Raw genomic sequence first — 22,152 nt, 5'->3', positions numbered from 1 at the left:
CGTCTCATTATAGAACTGCCATGGTGAAATGAAAACTGCAAGCATCGGGCCTTGTATGCTGTCAAAAACGAGGCACTCGCTACAAAGTGCTTCACGCGACCCCGTTAAATCAGAGGACATTGTACAGATATGTGATTAAAAGTTAAAAACTTGTAGCTATAACTTTGATTGCTTTTATCTATCAATTCGGCGAAATCTGATGATTTCGCCGTTTAGACTCAGGCATTCTTGATTTCTTCAAGGTGCAGCTCTTCAGAAATCTGTTTTACCCATTTTTCCACGCGTTCGTTAGTCAATTCTGGCTGACGGTCTTCGTCAATGGCCAGGCCAACAAAGTGATCGTCATCGGCCAGGCCTTTAGACGCTTCAAAATGGTAGCCCGCGGTCGGCCAGTGGCCAACGATAGTTGCGCCGCGCGGTTCGATGATGTCGCGGATGGTACCCAGCGCATCGCAGAAGTATTCAGCATAGTCTTCCTGATCGCCACAGCCAAACAGCGCGACCAGTTTGCCGTTGAAATCGATCTCTTCCAGCGTCGGGAAGAAATCGTCCCAGTCGCACTGGGCTTCGCCGTAGTACCAGGTCGGAATGCCGAGCAGCAGGATATCGTGAGCTTCCAGATCCTCTTTGCTGCTTTTGGCAATGTCGTGAACATCAGCAACATCTTTACCAAGCTGCTTTTGGATCATTTTTGCAATATTTTCGGTGTTGCCGGTGTCGCTGCCAAAAAAGATGCCGATGATTGCCATGAGTAAAATAACCTCTTGAAACTTAATGATGTGGTAGTGGCGTAATGCCCGCAGATAGGGGCAATGATAGCAGAACAGAGAAGGGCGCGGAAACAGCAATCACGCCCAACTGCACACTCTGCTACATGAAAGCTTATTTTTTGAGGGTTTTAGGCTTTATCCTGGCCGCGCAGGGCCGCCAGCTGGCTCATCAGCATCTCTTCGATAAGATCGCTGCGGTTCATATTACGGGCTTCCGCCAGCTCATTAAGCGCGTCGACCGCATCGGCATTCAGCTTTAGCTCCACGCGCTTAAGACCGCGACTCTTATCGCGTTTAAGCTGATTGCGTTTGTTGATGCGCAGCTGTTCATCGCGCGAAAGCGGATTGGTTTTCGGTCTACCCGGCCGACGCTCGGTTGCGAACAAATCTAATGTCGTACGGTCCGTTTGTTCTTTTGCCATGATTCAGAGTGACTTCGGGGGAAACAAGCTATCGGGCATAGCCGACGCAGACAGCGCGCCATAATACATCAGGCGACGGGCTGCGCCAACGACCGCGGGCATTAAGCCGCGCGGTCGGGCACATTTTAGCCAGTCAGGCGGCGATAGAGGTTAAATAACGACGAATTGCGCGGATCACGGCCTCCGGTTTTTCGGCATGTACCCAGTGCCCGGCGCCGGCGATAACGTGCGCGCGCGCCTGGGGAAACTGAGCCAATAGTGCGTCGCGGTATGCGTCGGTGACGTAGGGGGAGTTACCGCCGGGGATAAACAGCGCCGGATGCGGCCAGGCCGGGACGGCTTGCCAGCCGACGATATTATCGTACTGCTCCCACAGCACCGGTACGTTAAACCGCCACTGGCCGTCCACGAAAGACTTCAGCAGAAACTGAATCACGCCCTCTTCGTTAAGGTGCTGGCGCATGACTGCCGCCGCCTGTTGACGCGTTGCGGCGCCCGCATCGGTGACGGCGTTGATGGCGGCGAAGATTTCATCATGACGGCGAACGTGATAATCCACCGGGGCGATATCAATGGCGACCAGACCCGCGATGCGCTCCGGCGCCAGCGCGCTCAGCGCCATCACCGCCTTTCCGCCCATTGAGTGACCAATAAAGGTAGCTTTCTCAATCTGTGATTCATTGAGAGTATCAAGCAGATCCTGGGCCATCGCGGAATAGGTCATTTCCGGCGAGCGCGGCGAAAGACCGTGGTTTCGCATGTCGACCTGTAAAATATCGCGATCGTGAACCAGATCGCGGGCGAGGATCCCAAGGTTATCCAGGCTGCCAAAAAGGCCGTGGACCAGGACGATAGGGGGATTATTGTGCGGATTCTGTGCAGATTGCGCTCGGCTATTTAATTTCATGGCAAAGTTCTTTTTTTCGCTCCGTCGGGTTAGGGTATTATGTTGGACATTCTGCCATCCGGCTGCAAGACCCGGAAGATTTCCGAGTTTTACCGCCATCCTGGTTTGACGCTATCCGCGGTTGGGATTTGACCCTATAATCCCGACAACTTGTATTCAGAAAAAGATATCGCACTGGATTAAGATGAAAACAATTGAAGTTGATGATGAACTCTATAGCTATATTGCCAGCCACACCAAGCATATTGGCGAGAGCGCATCCGACATTTTACGGCGTATGTTGAAGTTTTCCGCCGTTTCCCAGCCTGTCGCGCCGGTAGCGAAAGCCGCTCCGGCCCCTGCGCCAACGCCTGTCGCTGAAGTGAAGCCCGCTAATCCTCTGAAGGATAAAGTCCGCGCGATGCGTGAGCTGCTGTTATCTGATGAGTACGCTGATCAAAAGCGCGCGGTAAACCGTTTCATGCTGGTTCTGACTACCCTCTACTCCTTAGACAGCAAAGCGTTCGCGGAGGCGACCGAGTCCCTCCACGGCCGCACTCGCGTTTATTTCGCTGAGGATGAGCGCACGCTGCAGAAAAACGGTAATCAGACGAAACCTAAGCAGGTTCCGGGCACGCCGTGGTGGGTCATTACAAATACCAATACCGGTCGCAAATGCAGCATGATCGAACATATCATGCAGTCTATGCAGTTCCCTGCGGAATTGATCGAAAAGGTTTGCGGTACGATCTAGTTAATTAACTTTTGCACCAGAAGGATCAGGCAATGGCAATCGATAAGCGCGCGGGTCAACCTGCGCAACAGAGTGATTTGATTAACGTCGCCCAGCTGACTGCCCAGTACTATGTGCTGAAGCCGGAAGTCGGCAACGCGGAACATGCGGTGAAGTTTGGCACCTCCGGTCACCGCGGCAGCGCGGCGCGCCACAACTTCAACGAGCAGCATATTCTGGCGATTGCTCAGGCAATTGCGGAAGACCGCGCGAAGAACGGGATCACCGGCCCATGCTACGTCGGGAAGGACACTCATGCACTCTCCGAACCGGCCTTCATTTCCGTACTGGAAGTGCTGGCGGCGAACGGCGTTGACGTCATCGTTCAGGAAAACAACGGTTTCACCCCGACGCCGGCGATTTCTAATGCGATTCTGGTGCATAACAAAAAGGGCGGTCCGCTGGCTGACGGTATTGTGATCACGCCGTCCCACAACCCGCCGGAAGACGGTGGTATCAAGTACAATCCGCCAAACGGCGGCCCGGCTGATACCAACGTGACCAAGGTTGTCGAAAATCGCGCCAATGAACTGCTGGCTGCCGGTCTGCAGGGCGTCAAGCGTATTTCTCTTGACGCGGCGCTGGCCTCCGGCCACGTTAAAGAACAGGATCTGGTGCAGCCGTTTATTGAAGGGCTGGCGGATATCGTCGATATGGCGGCGATCCAGAAAGCCGGATTGACCCTCGGCGTCGACCCGCTGGGCGGCTCCGGTATCGAATACTGGAAGCGTATCGCTGAGCATTACAACCTCAATCTGACCATCGTCAACGACCACGTCGATCAGACCTTCCGCTTTATGCATCTCGATAAAGACGGCGCAATCCGTATGGACTGTTCCTCCGAGTGCGCGATGGCGGGCCTGCTGGCGCTGCGCGACAAATTTGACCTGGCCTTCGCGAATGACCCGGATTACGACCGTCACGGTATCGTCACGCCGGCCGGGTTGATGAACCCGAACCACTATCTGGCGGTGGCGATTAACTACCTGTTCCAGCATCGCCCGCAGTGGGGCAAAGATGTCGCTGTGGGTAAAACCCTGGTCTCCTCGGCGATGATTGACCGTGTGGTTAACGACCTCGGCCGTAAGCTGGTGGAAGTGCCGGTCGGCTTTAAGTGGTTTGTTGATGGTCTGTTTGACGGCAGCTTCGGCTTCGGCGGTGAAGAGAGCGCGGGGGCTTCGTTCCTGCGCTTTGACGGCACCCCGTGGTCTACCGACAAAGACGGCATCATCATGTGCCTGCTGGCGGCGGAAATCACCGCGGTCACCGGGAAAAACCCGCAGCAGCACTACGACGAGCTGGCAGAGCGCTTCGGCGCGCCGAGCTACAACCGTCTGCAGGCTTCCGCGACTTCTGCCCAGAAAGCGGCGCTGTCTAAGCTCTCTCCGGAAATGGTCAGCGCCAGCACCCTGGCGGGCGACCCGATTACCGCGCGTCTGACCGCGGCGCCGGGTAACGGGGCGGCGATTGGCGGCCTGAAGGTGATGACCGACAACGGCTGGTTCGCCGCGCGTCCGTCAGGAACCGAAGACGCCTATAAAATCTACTGCGAAAGCTTCCTCGGCGCTGAACATCGTCAGCAGATTGAGAAAGAAGCGGTGGAGATTGTCAGCGAAGTGCTGAAAAACGCGTAATTGACATCATGATAATCAGGCCCTTTTCAGGGCCTGATTTTTTCGCAGGGATAGCGATGAAACTGGAACGAAAAAACGTTTTTTGGTTCTGGGGTGGGATGGATCTGTTCTATCTCCTCCAGTTTATTGTCTGGAATGTCTACCATCAGCGAGTGCCTTTCTACAGCGATATCCTCGCTTATCTACAGCTTGTGCAAAGCTACGGTTCCGCGGCAGCCTGGCTATATCCGCTTAATGCCATATTGATTATCACTATTCCCGTCTCGATGATTCTCTTCTGGCGACACAGTCGCTATGCGCTGTGGCTGGCGTATGCGCAGACGCCGTTGCGTCTGATCTTCATGCTACCTTCGCTTTCGCTGGTGTTCTGGATGCTGCGCGAGATGGAGTTTAAGGGGAGCGCGTTTTATATTGGGTTCCTGCTGGTTTCAGAGGCGGCAAAAGTCGTCACCCTTTGGCGATGTCGCAAAGTTTGACGTTACGTGTTATCAAGACGGCACAGCCTTGCCGGGCATTACGCTGACTGAATCGGGCATAAACGGGTATTATTGCTTTGACCGGGTTTGCCCGTTTTAGTGAATATGCTGCTAAAGCAAACGAACAATGACGGCTAATTCTGCGATTTTAATCACAAATTTATCTCATTCAAAATGAAAGTTACTTGATATATATGATCAGCTTCAAACTAAAAAAAGCTAAAAACTTGTTTTGATTTTGTATGATTTATATCACTTACTGATATGGACGATTTTGTTATATTTATGTCATTAAATCCTGAATGCTTTCTTGAGAACGTCTATGTTACAAGTGAAACGTCATTCATTAATCTTGGAATATGTCGTAGAAAAAGGATGTGCCAGAGTTAATGAGCTCTCACAGATATTTGGCGTATCTCCAGAAACCATTCGCCGAGATTTAACCTCGCTGGCGAAAAATAAAAAAATAGTTCGCAGCTTTGGCGGTGCGATGATTTCAGAAAATAATGCATCATTTTTAGATGTGGATAATCCCACAAATAATGGGAATTTTGTCGATAAAGCTGAAGCATTTATTAAGCGAACAAAAGAGCAACCAGAGCGAAAAATGCGCATTGCCAAAAGCGCATTACAGTACATTCATGAGCATGAATGCATTATTATGGATAATAGTAGTTCATGCTGGTTTTTAGCACGGCAGTTGCCCGATATCGAACTGACGGTAATTACCAATTCATTAAATATTATTCAGACATTAGCCTGCCGAAAGAAAATAAGAATTGTCAGCGTGGGTGGCGAGTATTCTGAAAGACACGGCGATTTTCATGGGCCAGTAGCTGAATTTATTATTAATAACTTTAAGGTCAATAAACTGTTCTTTTCTTGCCAGGGCCTTGATTCAGGCCTGGAAATCAAAGATAGCAATGAAGTCAACGTGCGTCTGAAACAAGAAATGCTGAAAGTGGCCGACCAAAAAATTCTGATGGTCGATAGCAGTAAGTTTGAGCGCTATTCATTATATAAAATATGCGACCTGGCAGATATTGATGTTCTTATTACTAATAAGCTACCAAAAGATATCTATCGTCAGGAATGCCTTGAAATCGTAGAGACCAGTTAAACTCTCTACGTAATAATATATTTGCATCATCATCTCACGACTCTTGTGCCAGGTGGAGGATAATTGCGTCAGCAATACTATCCATCTTCATTACTTATCCGAAAATGAGGTTTACGATGGAACAATTACCTGAAGATATGAAAGCTGTTGTGTGCCATGGTCCCCAGGATTATCGCTTTGAAAAGATTACGCGCCCGGTAGCACAAGAAAAAGAAGTGGTTATAAAAGTTGATGGCTGTGGAATATGTGCTGGTGATTGCAAAGCCCAGGACGGCGCACCGATGTTTTGGGGCGATAATCCGTGGGTGAAAACGCCAGTGGTGCCAGGACATGAATTCTATGGCCGGGTTGCTGAATTAGGCCCCGGCTCGGCAGAAAAATATAAATTAAAAATTGGCGACCGTATTCTGGCGGAGCAGATTGTACCTTGTCATGAATGTCGTTTCTGTAAAACCGGCAAATACTGGATGTGCGAAACCCATGATATTTACGGCTTCCAGAAAGATGTCGCCGATGGTGGTATGGCTGAATATATGCGTTTCTCCGAACGCGCGATTATTCATAAAATTCCTGAATCATTGAGTGAAGAAGATGCTGCGCTGATCGAACCTATGGCCTGCGCAATCCACACGGTACGCCGCGGAGATATCGAACTGGATGATGTGGTTGTTATCGCCGGCGCCGGGCCGCTGGGGCTGTGTATGGTGCAGGTCGCTCATCTGAAAACGCCGAAAAAGCTGGTGGTGATCGACACCATGGAAGACCGTCTGGCGCTGGCGAAAGAGTTTGGGGCGGATGTGGTTATCAATGCGGCCAAAGAAGACGCCATTGCCATTGTTAAAGCCATGACTGAAGGCTACGGTTGCGACGTCTACATTGAAGCTACCGGCGCGCCGATTGGCGTTACTCAGGGACTGGAGATGATTCGTAAGCTAGGTCGTTTTGTCGAGTTCAGCGTGTTTGGTAAAGAAACCACCGCCGACTGGTCGATCATTGGCGACCGCAAAGAGCTGGATATTCGCGGTGCGCATCTTGGCCCGTACAGCTATGAAATCGCCATCGATCTCTTTGAGCGCGGCCTGCTGACTGCAAAAGGCGTCGTCACTCATTTCTATTCTATCGATGAGTGGAAAGCGGCGTTTGAAATGGCAAAATCGCTCGATTCTATCAAGGTCGTTATTAAGCCATAAAAACGTAATTCTTAAATAGCGCCATTTATTTTAATTATCATCCGCTTTGAAATGAATGGCGGCTAAATAAATACTGGATTTGTATCATGGTGATAACTGGAGTAAATATCGGTGGTCTGGTGAAGTCTACCGGTCATTAATTTATTGCTCAGGCTATCAGGCAACATTCGTACCATGAAAACGCTAAAGGATAATCTTTATCCTTTAGCGCATAACTCAAAAAGGAGATATTGAATGCCTGTAAAATTGAATACGAAAGCATTACTCTCAGGACTTCTGGCGATGAGTATGGTCGCCTGCGTTAATGCTAAGCCGCTAACTATCGGCATGTCGTTCCAGGAATTGAATAACGAATATTTCGTCACCATGAAAGAGTCGCTTGAGCAGTCGGCAAAAGATATTAACGCCACCGTCTATACAGCGGATGCGGCGCATGATGTCTCCAAGCAGATTAGCGATGTTGAGGATATGCTGCAAAAGAAAATAGATATTTTGCTGATTAACCCGGCTGATAGCGTCGGTGCGGAAACCGCCGTGCTGGCCGCTAAAAAAGCTGGCGTGGTGGTGGTGGCGATAGATGCTCAGGCTAATGGCCCGATAGATTCTTTTGTCGGCTCAAAAAACTATGATGCAGGCTTTATTGCCGGTGAACACTTAGCCAAAGCGCTGGGTGATAAAGGCAACGTAGCGATTCTCGACGGGATTCCGGTAGTGCCTATTCTGGAGCGCGTGCGCGGCTTTGAAGATGCGATGAAAAAGCATCCCAATATTAAAGTGATTACCAAACTGAATGGTAAACAAGAGCGCGATACCTCCATGAGCGTGACGGAAAATATGCTGCAATCCAACCCGACGCTCAACGGTATTTTTAGCGTGAATGATGTTGGCTCACTCGGCGCTCTGGCGGCGATTCAGGCATCAGGACGCGATGTGAAGCTGGTGAGCGTTGATGGTTCCCCGGAAGCAGTCGCTGAAATTGCTAAAGGTAATACGCCGTTTATTGCTACCGCCGCTCAGTTCCCACGCGATCAGCTGCGTATTGGCTTAGGCATTGCCCTGGCGAAACATTGGGGTGCGAATATTCCTAAGGAGATCCCTGTTGATGTGAAGCTTATCGATAAAACCAACGCCAAAGATTTCCACTGGTAATCGCGTTATTACGCCATAGCGGCTCTCGCTAATTCAGGTGAGCCGTGCCGGATTCTTATTAAAGTATGGCTCGCTATTTTATCGAGCCATTATGGAGCGATGTTTATGCCCAGCTTACTGGAAGTTAAAAACGTCAGTAAAAGCTTCCCCGGGGTCAAGGCGCTGGATAATGTTAATATCACCCTTGGCCGAGGGGAGGTGCATGCTTTATTAGGTGAAAACGGCGCGGGTAAATCGACGTTAATGAAAATCCTTTGCGGGATATATCAACCTGACGCCGGTAATATTTTTATTGACGGTAAGCAACAGCATTTTCATAACTATCGTGACGCGATTGCCTGCGGCGTAGGGATTATCTTTCAGGAATTTTCTCTTATTCCCTATCTGAACGCTTATGAGAATATTTTCCTTAATCGCGAAAAGGTAAATAGTTTTGGTCTGTTAGATCGTAAAGCGATGCGCCGCGAGGCGTTGCGGATTTTTAAAGATCTTGGCGTGACCCTCGATCCCGATGAGCAAATTTGCCATCTCAGCGTCGCCGAGCAGCAGTTCGTGGAAATTGCCAAAGCGCTGTCGCTAGATGCGCGAATTCTCATTCTGGATGAACCCACCGCGACCTTAACCCCGAGTGAGGCGGAGCATCTTTTCCGCGTGATGCGCGATTTAAAGGCCAAAGGCGTCGGGATGTTCTTTATCTCTCACCATCTTGAGGAGATATATGAGATCTGTGACAGCCTGAGCATTCTCCGCGACGGCAAATATATCGGGTCGGCAAAGGTCGACAATATCGATATCGCCGAGATGATCCAGATGATGGTCGGCCGTGAAGTGGAGAATATCTATCCCGCACGGCGGACGCTGGCGCATGACGACATACTACTGGAGGCGGAAATTCAGCTTACCGAAACTAGCCAGGTCAATCGACTGACGCTGCGCAAAGGGGAGATCTTAGGCCTCGCCGGGCTGGTGGGATCGGGGCGTTCCGAAGCGATCCTGGCCCTGACCGGCGCGGATAAATGCTTCAAAAAGCGCGTCCGCCTGGCCGGAAAAGAGGTGACGATAAAATCCACCGACCGGGCTCTGCGTCTGGGCATTGGTCTGTTGCCGGAAAGCCGAAAAACGCAGGGGCTGGTGCTTCCTTTTTCGGTCAAAGATAATATCTGGCTTAACAAACACGCCTGCCAGTTCTCGCTTATCCGCGATAACGAAGAGCGCCTGACCGCCGAGCGTTTAATTAATCACGTTGGCGTGAAAACGCCGGATGCTGGAACCGCGGTAGGGACGTTGAGCGGCGGTAACCAGCAGAAAGTCGTTATTTCTCGTTGGTTAAATCATGATGTCAATATTCTTATTTTTGACGAACCGACTCGCGGTATTGATGTCGGAGCGAAATCAGAAATCTATCAAATCATGCGTGACCTCACCGCCCAGGGTATTTCAATAATTATGATTTCATCTGAGCTACCAGAGGTGATTGGCGTTAGCGACAGGGTGATGGTTTTTCGCGACGGTAATATCGTTGCCGAACTCGAGAGCGACCAAATAAATTCCACTGTGATTATGCTGCACGCTGCCGGTAATATTATTTAGGGAGTATTAAATGAGTAATGAAAACGTGTCATTAGCGCCCGCCGCATCTCCTGATAAAAATAAAAAGATGCTCCATGGTTTATTAAAAATGCCCGCGTTCCTGCCGTTTGTTGGTCTGGTACTCCTGTTCTCCTGTATGGCTATTTTTAATGACTACTTTTTAACGGTCGATAACTTATCGACCGTCGCCCGCCAGGTCTCGATTAATGCCATCATTGCTATCGGGATGACCTTTGCCATCCTGACCGGCGGGATCGACCTCTCCGTCGGCGCGGTCATGGCCCTGGCCGGTACCCTGATGGCGGGATTAATGAAGTACTATGGTTTAGAACCGTGGTTAGCCATTCTTATCGGCCTGTTTTCCGGCGTCGCCTTTGGCGCGCTGAACGGCTTTTTAACCGCCTACGGTAAAATGCCGCCGATTATCGTGACCCTCGGGGCAATGATTATTGCGAAGGGACTGGCGCTGATCTATACCGGCGGCTACCCCATCTCCGGTTTACCGGATTCATTCGCTTTTTGGGGCCGCGAATATCTGTTCGGTATTCAGGTGCCTATTATTCTGATGGTGGTTTTATATCTCATCTTTTATATCGTCCTGAATCATATGCCGTTTGGTCGCTATGTTTATTCCCTCGGCGGTAATGAAGAAGCGGCGCGCCTGAGCGGGCTGCGGGTGAAATATTATAAATTGCTGGTTTACGTGATCAGCGGCTTTACCGCCAGTTTTGCCGGTCTTATTTTCACCTCGCGCGTGATGAGCGGCCAGCCGAATGCCGGCGTCGGATTTGAACTGGATGCAATTGCCGCCGTGGTGCTCGGCGGGGCATCAATTGCCGGCGGCCGCGGAATGATTATCGGCACGCTGATTGGCGCCATGATGCTCGGCGTACTGAATAATGGTTTAAACCTCCTTGGGATCTCACCTTACGTTCAGTATGTGGTGAAAGGGCTTATTATTTGGGGCGCCACCTTTATTAGCTCAGCCAGACGTTAATTTATTTTAAATATGAGGCGAAGGGAAATGAATTTTATCGGGGTTGATATCGGTGGTACGGTAACCAAAGCCGGTATATATAATGAGTTAGGGCAAGAGATTCATGTGGCGTCGCAATATGCGCAGGTATTATCCGAACAGCCGGGCTTTACCGAGCGGAACATGCATGAGCTATGGGATACCGTTTGCAGCGTGATAAAAAAAGCGCTGTATGAAAGCCAGGTGCCGCCGCTAAGCATCGGCGGGATCGGTTTCTCCTCGCACGGCAAAGGGCTCTACGCGATTGACAAAAAAGGCGAGCCGGTGCGCAATGGGATTATTTCATCTGATACCCGGGCGCTTGAGTTTGTCAAAAAATGGTACCGTGAAGGTATCGACAAACTGGCCTATCCAAAAGGATTGCAGCAGTTGTGGACCGGACATCCGGTGTCGCTGCTGGCGTGGCTTAAAGAGTATGAGCCGGCCAATTACGACAGAATCGATGCCGTTTTGATGGTCCACGACTACATCCGTTTCCGCCTGACCGGCGAAGCGACGGCAGAAATCACCAATATCTCCGGCAGTAATTTTTATAACCAGTTCACCTCTCGCTACGACAGCGACATGATGGCGCTATTTGGCATTGAGGAAGTGGTGGATAAAACCGCGCCGGTGGTGAACTCAACGGATTGCGTGGGCCACATTACCTTGCAGGCCTCGCTGGACTGCGGTTTATGCCCGGGGACGCCGGTTTTCGGCGGCTTTTTCGACGTGGTCGCCTCCGCCGTCTCCTCGGGCATTGATCGGGCGGATACCCTGAGCGCGGTGGCCGGAACCTGGAGTATCGCCACCTCGGTGACGGATAGCATTATTGCCAGCGACTTTCCCTACATCTGGGGGAAATACTGCATTCCGGGCAAATACTTCGTTCACGAGGGCAGCCCCACTTCGGCGAGCAATCTCTCCTGGTTTGTGAAGCAGTTTTTCCCTGACGATGACCGCTGCTACGACCATTTCGAAAGCTGGATCGCGCAAGATACCGACAGCAACCTCATTTTTTTACCCTATTTGTTCGGTTCCAATCTGGCGATGGATCTGCCCGGCGCGCTGGTGGGCCTCGCGGGGCATCATACGAAAAAGGATATTATTGCGGCCATCTATCGCGGGATCGTTTTTTCTCACCTGGTGCATCAGGACCGCATTATTGAACTCAATCGGGATATTCAAAAAATTCGCTTTACCGGCGGGCCGAGCCAGTCGAGAGGCTGGACGCAGATGTACGCCGATGCGGCCAATCTTCCGCTGGAAGTAGTGGATATCGAACAGGCCGGCTGTCGAGCCGCCGCGCTGTGCGCCGCGGCCGGCAGTGGCGCCTACGCTAACTTCAGCGAGGCGATTGCGGCCACGCAGCCCGAGGTGGTCTGCTATCAACCCGATAGCAATCGGCATCAGCAGCTGCGCGAAGGCTACGCCCGTTACTTAGCTGTCGCGCAAAGCCTCTCCAGGGCGACGGGAGCGGCGCAATGAAACCCAGACTTGGCATCTACGAAAAAGCGCTCCCCGCAGCGCTGGACTGGCCGAAACGCTTCGAAATGGCGGCCGGCCTGGCGTTTGATTTTATCGAAATCTCCGTTGATGAAAGCCCCGAACGCCAGGCCAGGCTGCGCTGGAATCGGGGGCAGCGGCTGGCGTTCGTGGCGGACAAAATCAACAGCGGCATTGATGTGCCGAGCATGTGCCTCTCCGCGCACCGCAGCCATCCCTTTGGTAGCGTCAATCGCGATACCCGGCTCAAGGCGCGGGAACTGATGCTTGATGCGCTGGATTTTGCCAGCCACGTCGGGATCCGCAACATCCAGCTGGCAGGCTATGACGTCTATTACGAATCCTCTTCGGCACAGACCCGGGAATACTTTATTGAGGGCATCAACTGGGCGGTGGCCGAAGCGGCGAAAGCACAGGTGATGCTGTCGATGGAGATTATGGATACCGCCTTTATGAGCAATATCTCGCGCTGGCTGGATCTCGAACGGAAGGTTTGCAGTCCGTGGTTTTGCGTCTATCCGGACGTTGGCAACTTAAGCGCGTGGCAAAACGATGTTCCTGAAGAGTTGAGTAAGGGCATTCATAAAATCAGCGCCATCCATTTGAAAGACACCCAGCCCGTTTCACACGCCTCGCTGGGGCAGTTCCGCGATGTGCCGTTCGGCACCGGCTGCGTGGATTTCAGCGAGATCTTCCGTTCGCTTGCCGCGCTGAACTATCGCGGCGCATGGTTGATTGAGATGTGGGCCAAAAATGACGGGCTGGATAGCGAGAGAATTGCCGAGGCCAAAGCGTGGTTAACGGATAAATACCAGCAGGGTTTTCTTGCCCCGCAGCATGAAGTTAATGTGAATTCAGGAGTGAAGTATGCTGGATAAACTCAAGCAGACGGTTCTTGACGCCAATCTGGCGCTGCCGAAATTTCATCTTGTGACCTTTACCTGGGGCAACGTCAGCGGTATCGATCGCGAGGCCGGGCTGGTGGTGATCAAACCCTCCGGCGTGGAATACGCCGTGATGACGGCCGAGGATATGGTGGTGGTGGAGCTGGCGACCGGCAGGGTGGTAGAGGGGCGCTATAAGCCCTCGTCGGATACGCCGACCCATCTGGAGCTGTATAAGGCGTTTAGCGGCGTGGGCGGAATTGTGCACACCCATTCGCGCCACGCGACGATTTGGGCGCAGTCGGGCAGGCCGCTGCTGGCGATGGGCACTACCCACGCCGACTATTTTTATGGGCCGATCCCCTGTACCCGCCCGCTCAGCGATGATGAAATCCGCGGTGATTATGAAACCAATACCGGTCACGTGATTATCGAAACGCTGGGGGCGCAGCATACCGATCCGCTCAGCGTGCCCGCCGCGCTGGTCCACGGGCACGGCCCATTTGCATGGGGAAAAGATCCGGCGAACGCGGTGCATAATGCGGTGGTGCTGGAGGAGATTGCCTATATGAATATGTGGACCCGTCAGCTGAGCATTGATGAACAGCCGGTCTCTGCGACGCTGCTGGATAAACACTATTTGCGTAAACACGGGGCAGGGGCCTACTACGGGCAATAATCGCCTGCATTCCCCGGATTGCGGCGTAAACGCCTTATCCGGGCTACCGGCCCGCAGTTGGCGGTGAACCCTTAGCCCGGTCAGCGCAGCGCCACCGGGATGAAACAGCGTTGATTTATGAGGCCCGGCACATTTCCTGGAGGCGGCGCTTGACGCGCTTGTCCGGGCTACCGCCTGGCAGACGACGGCGGGCCTGTAGCCCGGCTAAGCAAAGCGCGAGCCGGGGATCAGCTAGGGCATAAACCGATAGCCGATCCCGGTTTCGGTCAGCAGATGCTGCGGGCGCGCCGGGTCGGCCTCCAGCTTCTGTCGCAGATGTCCCATATAGATCCGCAGATAGTGGCTGTGTTCCACCGCGTTCGGCCCCCAGACCTGGTTGAGCAACTGCCGCTGGGTCAGCACTTTGCCGGGATTATTCAGCAGTACCGCCAGCAGGCGAAATTCAATGGGCGTCAGGTGGATCTCTTCGTCGCCGCGCACGATGCGGCGGGCGGGGATATCGACTTCGACATCGGCAAAACGCACCAGCGGCTCATCGGCCTGGGCGCCGGCATGGCGGCGCATTGCCACCCTCAGCCGCGCCTGCAGTTCACCGATACCAAAGGGTTTGCTGAGATAATCATCGGCGCCGGCGTCAAGCGCGGCGATTTTGTCCTGCTCCTCGGTGCGCGCAGAGAGGACGATAATCGGCATCAGGCTCCACTGGCGAACCTCACGGATAAACGCGTTGCCGTCACCATCGGGCAGGCCAAGATCGAGAATGGTTAAATCCGGCTTGCGGGTCGCGGCTTCAATCAGCCCGCGCTGCAGCGTTTCCGCTTCAAATACGCGCATGCCGTCGGCTTCCAGCGCGGTGCGCAGAAAGCGGCGGATAGCATGCTCATCTTCGATGATCAAAACGTTAATCACATTTCCTCGGCTAAATCTTCCAGTTCAGGGGGCGCTTCTCTCGGCAGTGTAACACGGAAACAGGCGCCGCCTTGCGGGCGCGTCGCGGCGCTAATCGTTCCGCCGTGCACCTCAACGATCGCCTGGCAAATCGCCAGGCCCAGACCGACGCCGGGGATCGCCGACTCTTTATTCCCGCGGGCGAATTTATCAAAGATAGCCTGTTCCTGGCCGGCAGGAATACCCGGTCCGTTATCCCAAACCTCAAGCAGTAAATTGTGCGGGTCGACGTGCGCGGTAATGCCGATGTGCGCCTCTGTTCCCGCGTACTTCACCGCATTTTCCAGCAGATTAATCAGTACCCGTTCAAATAGCGGCCCGTCGACGTGAACCAGCAGCAGCGGGTCCGGCAGCGCGAGCTGAATATGCCGGCCGCCGAGCCCCGGCTCCAGCATACGCAGCGCGCTACCGACCACCTCTTCCAGAGTTAGCCACTCTTTATGCAAATTAAAGCCGCCGGACTGGATCCGCGCCATATCGAGGAGATTATTTACCAGCCGGGTGGTGTTCAACACGTGCTGACGAATCTCATTGGCCTGCGGCGCGTGTTTCGACCCTTCGCTGGCGAGATCGAGCGTCAGGATTTCAGCCTGGCCGAACAGCACCGTTAACGGCGTCCGCAGATCGTGGGACAGCGCTGCCAGCAGCGAGTTACGCAGGCTTTCCCGTTCGCTGTTCAGCCGCGCCTGCTCTTCGCTGGCGGTAAGCGTCAGTCTCTCCAGCGCGCTGGCGACCAGCAGGGTGAAGGTTTCCAGCAGGCGCTGCTGTTCGGGGATCATCAGCTGGCGGAGGTTGGCTGGTTCCACGACCAGCAGCCCCCAGGTGCGGGCGGCGCTTTTCAGCGGCAGGATTTGGTACGGCACGCCGGGTAGCGTATCGGTACCCGCCCCGGCGGGCTGCCCTTTATCGAAGCTCCAGCGGGCAATGGCGTCATCCCAGGTGATGGTCGCCGTTTGCGGAGTCAGCGGAGAGAGCCGGTTCGTTTCATCGGGCAGCAGCAGCTGGCTGCGCGCCTGAAACGTCGAGGCGATAAAGCGCTCGCTGGTGGCGGCGACATCCTCACGGCTGCGGCCCACCGCCAGCGCTTTTGACATTTCGTACAGATGCCGGGTGCGCTGTTCGCGATAGCGCGCCACCCGCGCCTGATAGCGTACGCCGGCGGTGAGGTTGCCGATAAGCAGCCCGACGGTGAGCATCACGCTAAAGGTCAGCAGATACTGCACATCGGAAACCGCCAGCGTACCGCGCGGCGCGACAAAAAACAGGTCAAAGCTGACCACGTTAATCACCGTCGCCAGCACCGACGGCCAGCGTCCATACAACAGGGCGATAATTACCACGCCCAGCAGATACAGCATCACCAGGTTGGCGGCTTCAAAAGCCATCAGCCACTGCATGGCGACGACGGTTATCACCGCGCACAGGGCGATGGCGACGACGCATCCCTGGAGCTGCAAACGCCATTTTTCCATTGCGGTCCGGCCATCGCTGGCGCGAGCGGGCAGGGGGGCGGCTTTTTCATCCAGCGCGATCACGACCAGATCGAGGTCCGGCGCGTGGCGGGCCAGACGATCGGCGAAGCCGCTGCGGTCCCACCAGCGCCTTTTTTGCTGGCGGCCAATCACTATCTTGCCGAGGTTATGCTCGCGGGCGTAGTGCAGAACGGCCCGCTCTTCAGAAGGATCGGCGAGGGTCGCGGTTTCCGCCCCCAGTTCCTGAGCCAGCCTGAGCGCGGCGAGGATCGCCCGCCGTTTCGCTTCCGGCAGGCGATGCAGAGAGGGGGTTTCCACATACACCGCATGCCAGACGCTCCCCAGCCTGGCCGCGAGGCGGGCAGCGGCGCGAACCAGCTTTTCGCTGCCGGTGTTGTGGCCGATGCAGAGCAAAATGGCGTCGCGGGTGTGCCAGACTTTTTCCTGTCCCTGACGATCGCGCCAGGCGCGCATTTGCTCATCGACCCGATCGGCGGTACGGCGCAGCGCCAGCTCGCGCAGGGCGATCAGGTTGCCCTTGCGAAAGAAGTTCTCAATAGCCCGCTCGGCCTGGCCGCCGATATAGACTTTCCCTTCATTGAGCCGCTGGCGCAGATCGTCCGGGGGCAGGTCGACCAGCACTACGTCGTCGGCGGCGTCGAAAAACGGATCGGGGACGGTTTCACGGACCTGCACGCCGGTGATGCCGCTGACGACGTCGTTCAGGCTCTCGAGGTGCTGGACGTTAATGGTGGTAAACACGTCGATGCCGGCTTCCAACAGCTCTTCGACGTCCTGCCAGCGTTTAGGATGACGGGAGCCGGGCGCGTTGCTGTGCGCCAGCTCATCGACCAGGATCAGCGCCGGGCGGCGGGCCAGGGCGCCGTCAAGGTCAAACTCTTTAACGTAGCGCCCGCGGTGGGAGAGGCGGCGCTGGGGCAGGGTGCAGAGCCCCTCAAGCATCGCCGCCGTCTCTTTACGCCCGTGGGTTTCCGCCACGCCAATCAGAATATCCAGCCCCTGGGCGCGCAGCCGCTGCGCTTCCGCCAGCATCGCCCAGGTTTTCCCCACCCCCGCGCAGGCGCCGAAAAAAACCTTTAACTTACCGCGATGCGGGGCGGCGGTGTGTTGCAGCAGGCGATCGGGGTCCGGACGCAGCGGCTCGTCACTCATTTCACTTATCCTTCAGGGCATCCAGCGACATATTCAGCTGCAGTATATTTACCACAGGTTGGCCGAGAAAGCTGAGCAACGGTTTTTGCGTTGCCTCGTTGACCAGTTGCGTGACCTGCTCCACGCTCAGCTGCCGGGCTTTGGCGACGCGCGGCGCCTGCCACAGGGCGGCGGCCGGGGTCAGGCTGTAATCCAGTCCGCTCGCCGAAGCGGTGACCAGCTCCACCGGAACCCTGGACGTGGCGTCCGGGTTGGCGACGCGCAGGGTCTGCACTCGTTCGCTGATGGCTTTATCCAGCGCCGGATTGCTGGCGGCGAGGTTGCTGCCGCCGGATGCCAGCGGATTATCCGGCATCTCCGCCGTGGCGGATGGGCGACCCTGGAAATAGCCCGGCGCGGTAAAGTTCTGCCCGATAAGGCTGGAACCGCGCACTTCGCCGTCAATCCTCAGCAGCGAGCCGTTGGCCTGCTGCGGGAACCACCACTGTCCTAGCGCGGTGGTTAACAGCGGATAGACGCCGCCGGTGAGCAGCGTTAACAGAATAAACAGCACAACAGCAGGACGAATCAATGACATGGTTTTTTCCTCACATCAGCCCGATCAGGGTCAGTAACAGGTCGATCGCTTTGATACCGATAAACGGCACCAGCAGTCCGCCCAGGCCATAGACCCACAGGTTGCGGCGCAGCATCGCCGAGGCCGTCAGCGGCTTATAGCTCACCCCCTTCAGCGCCAGCGGGATCAGGAAGATGATAATCAGCGCATTAAAAATCACCGCGCTCAGGATCGCCGAAGAAGGCGAGTGCAGATGCATCACGTTAAGCATCGCCAGCGGCGGATAGACCGCGGCAAAGGCGGCCGGAATGATAGCAAAGTACTTCGCCACGTCATTGGCGATACTGAAGGTGGTTAATGAACCGCGGGTCATCAGCATCTGTTTACCGATGTGCACGACCTCGATCAGTTTGGTGGGGTTGGAGTCGAGGTCTACCATGTTACCCGCCTCTTTCGCCGCCTGGGTACCGGAGTTCATCGCGACCGCGACGTCGGCCTGCGCCAGCGCCGGGGCGTCGTTGGTACCGTCGCCGGTCATCGCCACCAGCCGTCCTTCCGACTGATACTGGCGGATTAACGCCAGCTTGGCTTCCGGCGTCGCTTCGGCGAGAAAGTCGTCCACGCCCGCTTCCGCGGCGATAGCGGCGGCGGTCAGGCGGTTATCGCCGGTGATCATCACCGTTTTAATCCCCATTTTACGCAGCTGGGCAAAACGCTCTTTGATGCCGCCTTTGACGATATCTTTCAGCGAAATAATCCCCAGCACCCGCTCGCCTTCGGCGACCACCAGCGGCGTGGCGCCAAGACGCGCCACGTCTTCAACCTGTTTATCGACATCGGCCGGGAAGTGGCCGCCGTTAGCCTCAACGTGGCGGCGAATGGCATCCACGGAACCTTTACGGATCATCCGCTGGTCGATGTTAATCCCGCTCATCCGGGTCTGGGCGGTAAAGGGCACGAAGGTGGCGTGCAGCGATTGCAGATCGCGCTCGCGCAGATTAAAGCGCTGCTTTGCCAGCACCACGATGCTGCGGCCTTCCGGCGTTTCGTCGGCCAGCGAAGAGAGCTGGGCGGCATCGGCAAGGGTTTTCTCTTCCACGCCCTGCGCGGGCAGGAACGCTGAAGCCTGGCGGTTGCCGAGGGTAATGGTGCCGGTTTTATCCAGCAGTAGAACGTCGACATCGCCCGCCGCTTCAACCGCGCGTCCGCTGGTGGCAATCACGTTCGCGCCGAGCATGCGGCTCATCCCGGCGACGCCGATAGCCGACAGCAGGCCGCCGATAGTGGTCGGGATCAGGCACACCAGCAGCGCCACCAGCACCGTCACGCTGACCGCGTTACCGCTCCAGGCGGAGAAGGGCCAGATGGTGGCGGTGGCCAGCAGGAACACCAGGGTCAGGGCGATAAGCAGGATCGTCAGGGCGATTTCGTTCGGCGTCTTGCGGCGCTGGGCGCCTTCAACCATGGCGATCATCCGGTCAAGGAAGGTTTCGCCCGGGTTGACGCTGCAGCGGATCACCAGCCAGTCGGAGAGAATACGCGTCCCGCCGGTCACCGAGGCGAAGTCGCCCCCGGATTCGCGGATAACCGGCGCGGATTCGCCGGTAATGGCGCTTTCATCCACGGATGCGCCGCCTTCGATAACCTCGCCGTCGCAGGGAATAATATCCCCCGCTTCGACCAGCACCACGTCGCCTTTACGCAGATCTTCAGCGGGTACGTGGTCAATTTGCGCATCGTGCTGCGGCGCGCGCAGCTTACGGGCAAAGGCGGTCTTTTTGACCCCCTTCAAGCTGTTGGCCTGCGCTTTACTGCGGCCTTCGGCCATCGCTTCGGCGAAATTGGCGAACAGGACGGTGAACCACAGCCAGAGACTAATGGCGGCGGTAAAACCGGCGCTGCCGGCGATATGCCCGCTGGCCATGGCGATAGCGAGCAGGGTGGTCAGCAGGCTGCCGATCCAGACGATAAACATCACTGGGTTACGCCACTGTACGGCAGGGCTCAGTTTTTTCACGGCGTCCAGCAGCGCCTGGCGCACCAGCGTCGGCTCCAGCAGGGCTAATGATTTGCGACTCATAACAGGTTGCTCCGCAATCGCTTAAAGTAAGGAAAAGTGTTCCGCCAGCGGGCCGAGCGCCAGCGCGGGAATAAAGGTCAGGGCGCCCACCAGCAGTACGGTGCCGATCAGCAGGCCGATAAACAGCGCGTCGTGGGTGGCGAGCGTGCCGCTGCCGGCGGGCTGAATTTTCTTGGTCACCAGCGAACCGGCAATGGCCATCACCGGGATAATCACCGCGAAGCGGCCAACCAGCATGCAGAACGCCAGCAGCAGGTTCCAGAACGGCGTCGCCGCGCTCAGGCCGCCAAAGGCGCTGCCGTTGTTGTTGGCCGCGGAGGTGACGGCGTACAGCACTTCGCTGAAGCCGTGCGGTCCGGGGTTGAACATGCCCGCGCGCCCGGCCTCGGTCATCATTGCCAGCGCCGTACCGAGCAGCACCAGCGTTGGGGTCACGAGGATCGCCAGCGCGATCATTTTCATTTCGCGCACGTCGATCTTTTTGCCGAGGTATTCCGGTGTGCGGCCAATCATCAGCCCGGCGATGAAGACCGCCAGCATGACGAACAGCAGCATGCCGTACAGGCCAGAGCCCACGCCGCCGAAGACCACTTCGCCTATCTGCATCAGCCACATCGGCACCATCCCGCCCAGCGCGGTAAAGGAGTCATGCATGGCGTTGACCGCGCCGCATGACGCGGCGGTGGTGACCACGGCGAACAGGCTGCTGGCGAGAATGCCGAACCGGCTCTCTTTGCCTTCCATATTCAGGCTACTATCGGCGCCAAGGCTCAGCAGATGCGGGTTGCCGCGGGTCTCCGCCCACATCACTACCGCCACGCAGACGATGAAGATCAGCGTCATCGCCCACAGAATCGCGCGTCCCTGACGGCGGTCGCCCACCACCTCGCCGAAGGCGAAGCACAGCGCCGCCGGGATGAGAAAGATAGCCAGCATCTGCACCAGGTTGGTCAGCGCGGTAGGGTTTTCAAACGGATGCGCCGAGTTGGCGTTAAAGAAGCCGCCGCCGTTGGTCCCCAGCATTTTTATCGCTTCCTGCGAGGCCACCGGCCCCATCGGCAGCATCTGGCGTACCCCTTCAAGCGAGGTAAATCCCTGATTGGGGGAAAAGCTCTGCGGTACGCCCTGCTGAATAAAGAACAGCGCGATGAGCAGCGAAATCGGCAGCAGCAGCCAGAGGGTGATGCGGGTCAGGTCGACCCAGGCGTTGCCCAGGGTGCTGACTTTCTGTCGGGCATAGGCGCGGGTGAGGGCAAAGATCACCGCGATGCCGGTGGCGGCGGAGAGGAAGTTTTGCACCGCCAGCCCGGCCATCTGGCTAAGACTACTCATGGTGGTTTCACCGGCATAGGCCTGCCAGTTGGTGTTGCTGACAAAGCTCACCGCCGTATTCAGCGCCAGGTCCCACGACAGGCCGGGCAGATGCTGCGGGTTGAGCGGCAGCGAGCCCTGGAACGTCAGCAGCGCGAACAGCGCCGCCAGTCCCAGCGCGTTAAACAGCAGGATAGCGAATAAATATTGATACCAGTTCATCTCCTGCGAACGAATGCCCGCCGCCCGCCATAAACCGCGTTCGATACCGGCCAGGCCCGGTAGCGGGGCATCATTGATCATGGTCGCCAGCGCCGCGCCCAGCGGACGCGCCAGGATCATCAGTAGCAGAATAAAGCTCGCAATGAGCAAAAATCCTTGAGCGGCCATCAGAATGCCTCCGCGTGTATCAGGGCATAAACCAGATAAACCAGCAACAGGAACACCAGCGCTACGCCAGCGATTACGCCTGCAGTCACAATCCACCTCCGGGTGTAT

The 22,152-nt window shown here is 55.6% G+C and carries 20 protein-coding genes; 11 read left to right on the top strand and 9 right to left on the bottom strand.

Annotated features, from left to right (window positions below; translation table 11 throughout):
• Positions 1–218: 218 nt before the first annotated feature.
• The 3 genes from fldA to ybfF form a co-directional block, all read right to left on the bottom strand.
• Entirely contained in the window at positions 219–749 is a 531-nt protein-coding gene (gene fldA, locus ACE3MN_RS18860; RefSeq protein WP_004100234.1) for a flavodoxin FldA, read from the bottom strand.
• A 149-nt stretch (positions 750–898) separates the two neighbouring features.
• The gene (ybfE, locus tag ACE3MN_RS18855) at positions 899–1,192 is read right to left on the bottom strand and encodes a LexA regulated protein (protein WP_004130480.1); all 294 of its coding nucleotides are present in this window, start codon (positions 1,190–1,192) and stop codon (positions 899–901) included.
• 133 nt (positions 1,193–1,325) lie between these two features.
• A complete protein-coding gene (ybfF, locus tag ACE3MN_RS18850; RefSeq protein WP_049086768.1) occupies positions 1,326–2,099 on the bottom strand; it encodes an esterase in 774 nt (257 codons plus the stop codon).
• Positions 2,100–2,283: 184 nt separating this feature from the next.
• Between ybfF and seqA the strand changes: the two genes are divergently transcribed.
• The 11 genes from seqA to araD all read left to right on the top strand — a co-directional run bounded on the left by seqA (position 2,284) and on the right by araD (position 14,114).
• On the top strand, positions 2,284–2,832 hold the full coding sequence (gene seqA, locus ACE3MN_RS18845) for a replication initiation negative regulator SeqA (RefSeq protein ID WP_004132642.1): 549 nt from the start codon (positions 2,284–2,286) through the stop codon (positions 2,830–2,832).
• Positions 2,833–2,864: 32 nt separating this feature from the next.
• Entirely contained in the window at positions 2,865–4,505 is a 1,641-nt protein-coding gene (gene pgm / locus ACE3MN_RS18840) for a phosphoglucomutase (alpha-D-glucose-1,6-bisphosphate-dependent) (protein ID WP_024358792.1), read from the top strand.
• A gap of 56 nt (positions 4,506–4,561) precedes the next feature.
• Positions 4,562–4,981 (top strand): hypothetical protein, encoded by a 420-nt coding sequence (locus ACE3MN_RS18835; RefSeq protein WP_049086596.1) that lies wholly within the window; start codon positions 4,562–4,564, stop codon positions 4,979–4,981.
• 322 nt (positions 4,982–5,303) lie between these two features.
• Positions 5,304–6,101 carry a DeoR/GlpR family DNA-binding transcription regulator gene (locus tag ACE3MN_RS18830; protein ID WP_049086595.1) on the top strand — a complete coding sequence of 266 codons (798 nt, stop codon included), beginning with the start codon at positions 5,304–5,306 and terminating at the stop codon, positions 6,099–6,101.
• A gap of 116 nt (positions 6,102–6,217) precedes the next feature.
• Positions 6,218–7,291 (top strand): zinc-binding dehydrogenase, encoded by a 1,074-nt coding sequence (locus ACE3MN_RS18825; RefSeq protein WP_049086594.1) that lies wholly within the window; start codon positions 6,218–6,220, stop codon positions 7,289–7,291.
• Between the two features lie 282 nt (positions 7,292–7,573).
• On the top strand, positions 7,574–8,440 hold the full coding sequence (locus tag ACE3MN_RS18820; protein ID WP_014228426.1) for an ABC transporter substrate-binding protein: 867 nt from the start codon (positions 7,574–7,576) through the stop codon (positions 8,438–8,440).
• Positions 8,441–8,545: 105 nt separating this feature from the next.
• On the top strand, positions 8,546–10,030 hold the full coding sequence (locus tag ACE3MN_RS18815; protein ID WP_049086600.1) for a sugar ABC transporter ATP-binding protein: 1,485 nt from the start codon (positions 8,546–8,548) through the stop codon (positions 10,028–10,030).
• A 67-nt stretch (positions 10,031–10,097) separates the two neighbouring features.
• Positions 10,098–11,027, top strand: coding sequence for an ABC transporter permease (locus ACE3MN_RS18810; protein WP_049086598.1), 930 nt, complete (start codon positions 10,098–10,100; stop codon positions 11,025–11,027).
• 27 nt (positions 11,028–11,054) lie between these two features.
• Entirely contained in the window at positions 11,055–12,533 is a 1,479-nt protein-coding gene (locus tag ACE3MN_RS18805; RefSeq protein WP_049086592.1) for an FGGY-family carbohydrate kinase, read from the top strand.
• Positions 12,530–13,429: an L-ribulose-5-phosphate 3-epimerase gene (locus ACE3MN_RS18800; RefSeq protein ID WP_049086590.1), complete on the top strand. Its 900-nt coding sequence runs from the start codon at positions 12,530–12,532 to the stop codon at positions 13,427–13,429. The genes ACE3MN_RS18805 and ACE3MN_RS18800 overlap by 4 nt, the downstream gene beginning before the upstream one ends.
• Positions 13,419–14,114, top strand: coding sequence for an L-ribulose-5-phosphate 4-epimerase (araD, locus tag ACE3MN_RS18795; RefSeq protein ID WP_049088755.1), 696 nt, complete (start codon positions 13,419–13,421; stop codon positions 14,112–14,114). The genes ACE3MN_RS18800 and araD overlap by 11 nt, the downstream gene beginning before the upstream one ends.
• Before the next feature lie 231 nt (positions 14,115–14,345).
• On the opposite strand, the gene kdpE is transcribed toward araD, so the two are convergent.
• Genes kdpE through kdpF form a run of 6 tightly spaced genes read right to left on the bottom strand, consistent with a single transcriptional unit; the run spans position 14,346 to position 22,133 of the window.
• Positions 14,346–15,023, bottom strand: a complete 678-nt coding sequence (kdpE, locus tag ACE3MN_RS18790; protein WP_116944038.1) for a two-component system response regulator KdpE — start codon at positions 15,021–15,023, stop codon at positions 14,346–14,348.
• Positions 15,020–17,707 (bottom strand): two-component system sensor histidine kinase KdpD, encoded by a 2,688-nt coding sequence (kdpD, locus tag ACE3MN_RS18785; protein ID WP_375364135.1) that lies wholly within the window; start codon positions 17,705–17,707, stop codon positions 15,020–15,022. The genes kdpE and kdpD overlap by 4 nt, the downstream gene beginning before the upstream one ends.
• 1 nt (position 17,708) lies before the next feature.
• Positions 17,709–18,284, bottom strand: a complete 576-nt coding sequence (gene kdpC, locus ACE3MN_RS18780; RefSeq protein WP_004132632.1) for a potassium-transporting ATPase subunit KdpC — start codon at positions 18,282–18,284, stop codon at positions 17,709–17,711.
• Positions 18,285–18,294: 10 nt separating this feature from the next.
• On the bottom strand, positions 18,295–20,343 hold the full coding sequence (gene kdpB, locus ACE3MN_RS18775; protein WP_221027602.1) for a potassium-transporting ATPase subunit KdpB: 2,049 nt from the start codon (positions 20,341–20,343) through the stop codon (positions 18,295–18,297).
• A gap of 21 nt (positions 20,344–20,364) precedes the next feature.
• The gene (gene kdpA, locus ACE3MN_RS18770; protein WP_024358789.1) at positions 20,365–22,044 is read right to left on the bottom strand and encodes a potassium-transporting ATPase subunit KdpA; all 1,680 of its coding nucleotides are present in this window, start codon (positions 22,042–22,044) and stop codon (positions 20,365–20,367) included.
• Positions 22,044–22,133 (bottom strand): K(+)-transporting ATPase subunit F, encoded by a 90-nt coding sequence (gene kdpF, locus ACE3MN_RS18765; protein ID WP_049250631.1) that lies wholly within the window; start codon positions 22,131–22,133, stop codon positions 22,044–22,046. Before kdpF ends, kdpA begins: the two co-directional genes overlap by 1 nt.
• Between the last annotated feature and the right edge of the window lie 19 nt (positions 22,134–22,152).

Source organism: Klebsiella grimontii, assembly GCF_042137965.1.
GTDB classification, from domain to species: Bacteria; Pseudomonadota; Gammaproteobacteria; order Enterobacterales; family Enterobacteriaceae; genus Klebsiella; species Klebsiella grimontii.
This window is presented reverse-complemented; position numbering and strand designations above follow the sequence as displayed.

Bases quoted from the DNA above. Each gene is read 5' to 3' on its own strand.
- seqA (WP_004132642.1), top strand. From the start codon at position 2,284: ATGAAAACAATTGAAGTTGATGATGAACTCTATAGCTATATTGCCAGC.
- ybfE (WP_004130480.1), bottom strand. From the start codon at position 1,192: ATGGCAAAAGAACAAACGGACCGTACGACATTAGATTTGTTCGCAACC.
- kdpC (WP_004132632.1), bottom strand. From the start codon at position 18,284: ATGTCATTGATTCGTCCTGCTGTTGTGCTGTTTATTCTGTTAACGCTG.
- ACE3MN_RS18835 (WP_049086596.1), top strand. From the start codon at position 4,562: ATGAAACTGGAACGAAAAAACGTTTTTTGGTTCTGGGGTGGGATGGAT.
- kdpB (WP_221027602.1), bottom strand. From the start codon at position 20,343: ATGAGTCGCAAATCATTAGCCCTGCTGGAGCCGACGCTGGTGCGCCAG.
- ACE3MN_RS18800 (WP_049086590.1), top strand. From the start codon at position 12,530: ATGAAACCCAGACTTGGCATCTACGAAAAAGCGCTCCCCGCAGCGCTG.
- araD (WP_049088755.1), top strand. From the start codon at position 13,419: ATGCTGGATAAACTCAAGCAGACGGTTCTTGACGCCAATCTGGCGCTG.
- ACE3MN_RS18830 (WP_049086595.1), top strand. From the start codon at position 5,304: ATGTTACAAGTGAAACGTCATTCATTAATCTTGGAATATGTCGTAGAA.
- kdpD (WP_375364135.1), bottom strand. From the start codon at position 17,707: ATGAGTGACGAGCCGCTGCGTCCGGACCCCGATCGCCTGCTGCAACAC.
- ACE3MN_RS18805 (WP_049086592.1), top strand. From the start codon at position 11,055: ATGAATTTTATCGGGGTTGATATCGGTGGTACGGTAACCAAAGCCGGT.
- ybfF (WP_049086768.1), bottom strand. From the start codon at position 2,099: ATGAAATTAAATAGCCGAGCGCAATCTGCACAGAATCCGCACAATAAT.
- kdpA (WP_024358789.1), bottom strand. From the start codon at position 22,044: ATGGCCGCTCAAGGATTTTTGCTCATTGCGAGCTTTATTCTGCTACTG.
- ACE3MN_RS18825 (WP_049086594.1), top strand. From the start codon at position 6,218: ATGGAACAATTACCTGAAGATATGAAAGCTGTTGTGTGCCATGGTCCC.
- ACE3MN_RS18810 (WP_049086598.1), top strand. From the start codon at position 10,098: ATGCTCCATGGTTTATTAAAAATGCCCGCGTTCCTGCCGTTTGTTGGT.
- ACE3MN_RS18820 (WP_014228426.1), top strand. From the start codon at position 7,574: ATGAGTATGGTCGCCTGCGTTAATGCTAAGCCGCTAACTATCGGCATG.
- pgm (WP_024358792.1), top strand. From the start codon at position 2,865: ATGGCAATCGATAAGCGCGCGGGTCAACCTGCGCAACAGAGTGATTTG.
- fldA (WP_004100234.1), bottom strand. From the start codon at position 749: ATGGCAATCATCGGCATCTTTTTTGGCAGCGACACCGGCAACACCGAA.
- ACE3MN_RS18815 (WP_049086600.1), top strand. From the start codon at position 8,546: ATGCCCAGCTTACTGGAAGTTAAAAACGTCAGTAAAAGCTTCCCCGGG.